The sequence below is a fragment of the Pseudomonas protegens genome (genome assembly GCF_003732485.1).
GTDB classification, from domain to species: Bacteria; Pseudomonadota; Gammaproteobacteria; order Pseudomonadales; family Pseudomonadaceae; genus Aquipseudomonas; species Aquipseudomonas protegens_B.
Window position 1 is genome coordinate 128 of the sequence record NZ_MOAK01000088.1, and the last position, 5089, is coordinate 5216.

A 5089-nucleotide genomic window follows, 5' to 3' on the forward strand; every position below is an offset into this window, starting at 1 on the left:
AAAACCTTCCGAGGAAAAGCCCAGCGACGCTCCGGTAACCCCGTCGCCATCCAAGCAGCCCGCTCCAGCGACTCCAGGCCCGTCACCGGCCCAGGCAGCCGCCAAAGCCAACTGGCAGGGTGAGCTGCAAGCCCACCTGGCGAAATACAAGCGCTACCCGGGCGAAGCCCAGCGTCGCGGCAAGGAAGGTACCAACTCCTTGCGCTTCGTGGTGGATGCCGAAGGCAAGGTGCTGTCCTACGAACTGGTGGGACGCTCGGGCAACGCTGATCTGGACCGGGCCACCCTGGACATGATCCGGCGCGCCCAGCCACTGCCCAAGCCACCGGCCGACATGCTCACCAACGGCAGCGTGGAAATCACCGCCTCGTACAACTACGAGATCGACAGAAGCCGCGGCCGCCGCTGATACAACGCAAGGGCACCTCAGGGTGCCCTTGTCGTTTGTGCAGCCTGCAGCAGACATTGGCGGGTGTCGCACTCCACCCTCTGTCTGATAACGTGCGTCTATCGATTGCAGCCGTTATGCTTGGCCGCAACCTCATGGACGCCCGCTATGACTCTCACAGAATTGCGCTACATCGTTACCCTCGCCCAAGAGCAACACTTCGGCCACGCCGCCGAGCGTTGCCATGTCAGCCAGCCGACCCTTTCGGTAGGCGTGAAGAAGCTTGAAGACGAACTCGGTGTGCTGATTTTCGAGCGCAGCAAGAGCGCGGTGCGCCTGACGCCAGTAGGCGAAACCATCGTTGCCCAGGCACAGAAGGTCCTGGAACAGGCCCAAGGCATCCGCGAACTGGCCCAGGCCGGCAAGAACCAGCTGACCGCACCGCTGAAGGTGGGCGCCATCTACACCGTCGGTCCCTACCTGTTTCCCCACCTGATTCCACAGCTGCACCGGGTCGCTCCGCAGATGCCGCTGTATATCGAAGAAAACTTCACCCACGTCCTGCGCGACAAACTGCGCAACGGCGAGCTGGACGCCATCATCATCGCCCTGCCGTTCAACGAGGCCGACGTCCTGACGCTGCCGCTGTACGACGAACCCTTCTATGTGCTGATGCCCAGCGGCCATTCCTGGACCAAGAAGGAAACCATCGACGCCAGCCTGCTCAACGACAAGAGTCTGTTGCTGCTGGGCGAAGGCCACTGCTTCCGCGACCAGGTACTGGAAGCCTGCCCGACCCTGACCAAGGGCAACGACGGCGCCAAGCACACCACGGTGGAGTCCAGCTCCCTGGAAACCATCCGCCACATGGTCGCTTCCGGCCTGGGCATCTCGATCCTGCCGCTGTCGGCAGTGGACAGCCATCACTACGCTCCCGGAGTGATTGAAGTCCGCCCACTGACTCCGCCGGTGCCATTCCGCACCGTGGCCATCGCCTGGCGTGCCAGCTTCCCGCGGCCCAAGGCCATCGAGATCCTCGCCGACTCGATCCGCCTGTGCTCGGTGGCCAAGCCGCCCGCCGCGAGCTAAGCAATCGCAATGACTGAGCTGTCGAAAGTGCCGGTCACGGCACTCAAGGGCGTCGGCGAAGCCATGGCCGAGAAGCTGGCCAAGGTCGGCCTGGAGAACCTTCAGGACGTGCTGTTCCACCTGCCCCTGCGCTATCAGGACCGCACCCGCGTGGTGCCGATCGGCGCCCTGCGCCCCGGCCAGGATGCGGTGATCGAAGGTACCGTCAGCGGCGCCGATGTGGTCATGGGCAAGCGCCGCAGCCTGCTGGTACGCCTGCAAGACGGCACCGGCGGCCTGAGCCTGCGCTTCTACCATTTCAGCAATGCACAGAAAGACGGCCTCAAGCGCGGCACCCGGGTGCGCTGCTACGGCGAAGCCCGACCCGGTGCCTCGGGCCTGGAGATCTACCATCCCGAATACCGCGCCATCAGTGGTGACGAGCCGCCGCCAGTGGATCAGACCCTGACGCCGATCTACCCCCTGACCGAAGGCCTGACCCAACAGCGCCTGCGCATGCTCTGCCAGCAGAGCCTGGCCCTGCTTGGGCCCCGCAGCCTACCCGACTGGCTGCCCCATGAACTGGCCCGCGACTATCAACTGGCGCCCCTGGACGATGCGATCCGCTACCTGCATCACCCGCCTGCAGACGCCGATGTCGACGAACTGGCCCTGGGTCACCACTGGGCCCAGCATCGCCTGGCGTTCGAGGAACTGCTGACCCACCAGTTGTCCCAACAACGCCTGCGCGACAGCCTGCGCTCCCAGCGCGCCCCGGTGCTGCCATTGGCCAAGAAACTGCCGGCCAAGTACCTGAAGAACCTCGGCTTCGCTCCCACCGGCGCGCAACAGCGAGTCGGCAACGAAATCGCCTACGACCTGAGCCAGCCGGAGCCCATGCTGCGCCTGATCCAGGGCGACGTAGGGGCGGGCAAGACCGTGGTCGCCGCCCTCGCCGCCCTGCAGGCCCTGGAAGCCGGTTATCAGGTGGCGCTGATGGCGCCCACGGAGATCCTCGCCGAGCAGCACTTCATCACCTTCAAGCGCTGGCTCGAACCCCTGGGCCTGGAAGTCGCCTGGCTGGCGGGCAAGCTCAAGGGCAAGAACCGCGCAGCGGCCCTGGAACAGATTGCCGGTGGCGCGCCGATGGTGGTGGGCACCCACGCCCTGTTCCAGGACGAAGTGCAGTTCAAGAACCTGGCCCTGGTGATCATCGACGAACAGCACCGCTTCGGCGTCCAGCAGCGTCTGGCCCTGCGCCAGAAAGGCGTGGGCGGCCGCCTCTGTCCGCACCAGCTGATCATGACCGCCACACCGATTCCGCGGACCCTGGCGATGAGCGCCTACGCCGACCTGGACACCTCGATCCTCGACGAACTGCCGCCGGGCCGGACCCCGGTAAACACCGTGCTGGTGACCGACAGCCGGCGCATCGAAGTCATCGAGCGGGTGCGTGCGGCCTGCGCCGAAGGGCGCCAGGCCTATTGGGTCTGCACCCTGATCGAAGAGTCTGAAGAGCTCACCTGCCAGGCGGCCGAAACCACCTTCGAAGACCTCTCCAGCGCCCTGGGCGAACTGCGCGTGGGGCTGATCCACGGCCGCATGAAACCGGCGGAGAAAGCCGCAGTCATGGCCGAATTCAAGGCAGGCGACCTGCAACTGCTGGTGGCCACCACGGTGATCGAGGTTGGGGTCGATGTGCCCAATGCCAGCCTGATGATCATCGAGAACCCGGAACGCCTGGGCCTGGCGCAACTGCACCAGCTGCGCGGTCGGGTCGGGCGTGGCAGCGCCGCCAGTCACTGCGTGCTGCTCTACCATCCGCCGCTTTCACAAATCGGTCGTCAGCGTCTGGGCATCATGCGCGAGACCAACGACGGTTTCGTCATCGCCGAAAAGGACCTGGAACTGCGCGGCCCAGGGGAAATGCTCGGCACCCGCCAGACCGGCCTGCTGCAATTCAAGGTCGCCGACCTGATGCGTGACGCCGACCTGCTACCGGCCGTGCGTGACGCCGCGCAGGCCTTGCTGGAGCGTTGGCCGGACCATGTGAGCCCGCTGCTGGAACGCTGGCTGCGCCACGGCCAGCAATACGGCCAAGTGTGAACCAACGCTCAGTTAATGGACCATCGGCATAACCAAGCTGGTTATACTCGTCAAATTGTAGAAAAACGGATACCAGACCATGACAGAAGTTGCCCTCGCCACTGCAACCCCACACGCTCCGTCTGTTATCCGGTTGCTGCTCGGCAAGCTGGCCATCAGCTACAACGAAGTGCTCGACCAGCCGGGCCTGCCGGCTGCGCGCAAGGTCCAGGCCGTGCTCCTGGACGACGCCGTCGGCGCGCTGATGGTGCTGTTTCCGCAGAGCCAGCTACTGGACCTCAACCGCCTCACCGAACTCACCGGCCGCCGTCTCACCGCGGTGTCCACCGAACGCCTGGAGCGCATGCTCGGCAAACACAGCCTGAGCCTGCTGCCCGGCCTGCCAGCGCTCACCAGCTCCCCCTGCCTGTACGAAGAAAGCCTGCTGCGCGAACCCAGCCTGCTGATCTATTCGGGCGAGCCGGGCGTGCTTCTGGAAATCACCAGCGAAGCCTTCAAGAGCATGCTCAGCAAGGCCAGCGCCGGTCATTTCGGCGAACCCCTGAGCAGCATCCGCCCCAACCTCGATCGTCCGGATGATGACCGCGAGGAAATCACCCAGGCCATGCAGGCGTTCACTGCGCGGCGCATCCAGCAACGCCTGGAAGCCACCATCGAGATCCCGCCACTGGCGGAAACCGCGCAGAAAATCATCAAGCTGCGGGTCGACCCCAACGCCACCATCGACGACATCACCGGCGTGGTGGAGACCGACCCGGCCCTGGCCGCGCAAGTGGTCAGCTGGGCCGCGTCGCCTTACTACGCGTCGCCGGGCAAGATCCGCTCGGTGGAGGACGCCATCGTTCGCGTGCTGGGCTTCGACCTGGTGATCAACCTCGCCCTGGGCCTGGCCCTGGGCAAGACCCTGAGCCTGCCCAAGGACCAGCCGCAGCACGCCACGCCCTACTGGCAGCAATCGATCTACACCGCAGCGGTGATCGAAGGCCTGACCCGCGCCATGCCCCGGGCCCAGCGCCCGGAAGCCGGCCTGACCTACCTCGCCGGCCTGCTGCACAACTTCGGCTACCTGCTGCTGGCCCACGTGTTTCCGCCGCACTTCTCGCTGATCTGCCGGCACCTGGAGGTCAACCCGCACCTGTGCCACAGCTATGTCGAGCAGCACCTGCTGGGGATCAGCCGCGAACAGATCGGTTCCTGGCTGATGCGTTACTGGGACATGCCGGACGAGCTGTCCACCGCCCTGCGCTTCCAGCACGACCCGAGCTACGACGGCGCCTACGCCGAGTACCCGAATCTGGTGTGCCTGGCCGTGCGCCTGCTGCGCAGCCGTGGCATCGGCTCCGGCCCCCACGAGGAAATTCCCGACGCCCTGTTCGAGCGCCTGGGCCTGAGCCGCGACAAGGCTGAAGACGTGGTGAGCAAGGTGCTGGAAGCGGAAGTGCTGCTGCGGGAACTGGCTTCGCAGTTCAGCCAGGCCTGACCCCATTCGCCGGCGAGCCGGCTCCTACAGGGCGCGTGTAGGAGCCG

At 65.5% G+C, this 5089-nt stretch carries 4 protein-coding genes; all 4 read left to right on the forward strand.

Annotation, left to right across the window (positions count from 1 at the left end; genetic code table 11):
• Positions 1-409 (forward strand): TonB family protein (locus BLX41_RS31370; protein ID WP_148059796.1); only part of this gene is annotated, 409 nt, incomplete at its 5' end.
• 147 nt (positions 410-556) lie between these two features.
• Entirely contained in the window at positions 557-1477 is a 921-nt protein-coding gene (locus BLX41_RS31375) for a hydrogen peroxide-inducible genes activator (RefSeq protein ID WP_102881293.1), read from the forward strand.
• A 9-nt stretch (positions 1478-1486) separates the two neighbouring features.
• Positions 1487-3562 carry an ATP-dependent DNA helicase RecG gene (gene recG / locus BLX41_RS31380; protein WP_123728005.1) on the forward strand — a complete coding sequence of 692 codons (2076 nt, stop codon included), beginning with the start codon at positions 1487-1489 and terminating at the stop codon, positions 3560-3562.
• A 79-nt stretch (positions 3563-3641) separates the two neighbouring features.
• Positions 3642-5042, forward strand: a complete 1401-nt coding sequence (locus tag BLX41_RS31385) for an aminoacyl-tRNA deacylase and HDOD domain-containing protein (RefSeq protein WP_123728006.1) — start codon at positions 3642-3644, stop codon at positions 5040-5042.
• Positions 5043-5089 lie beyond the last annotated feature (47 nt).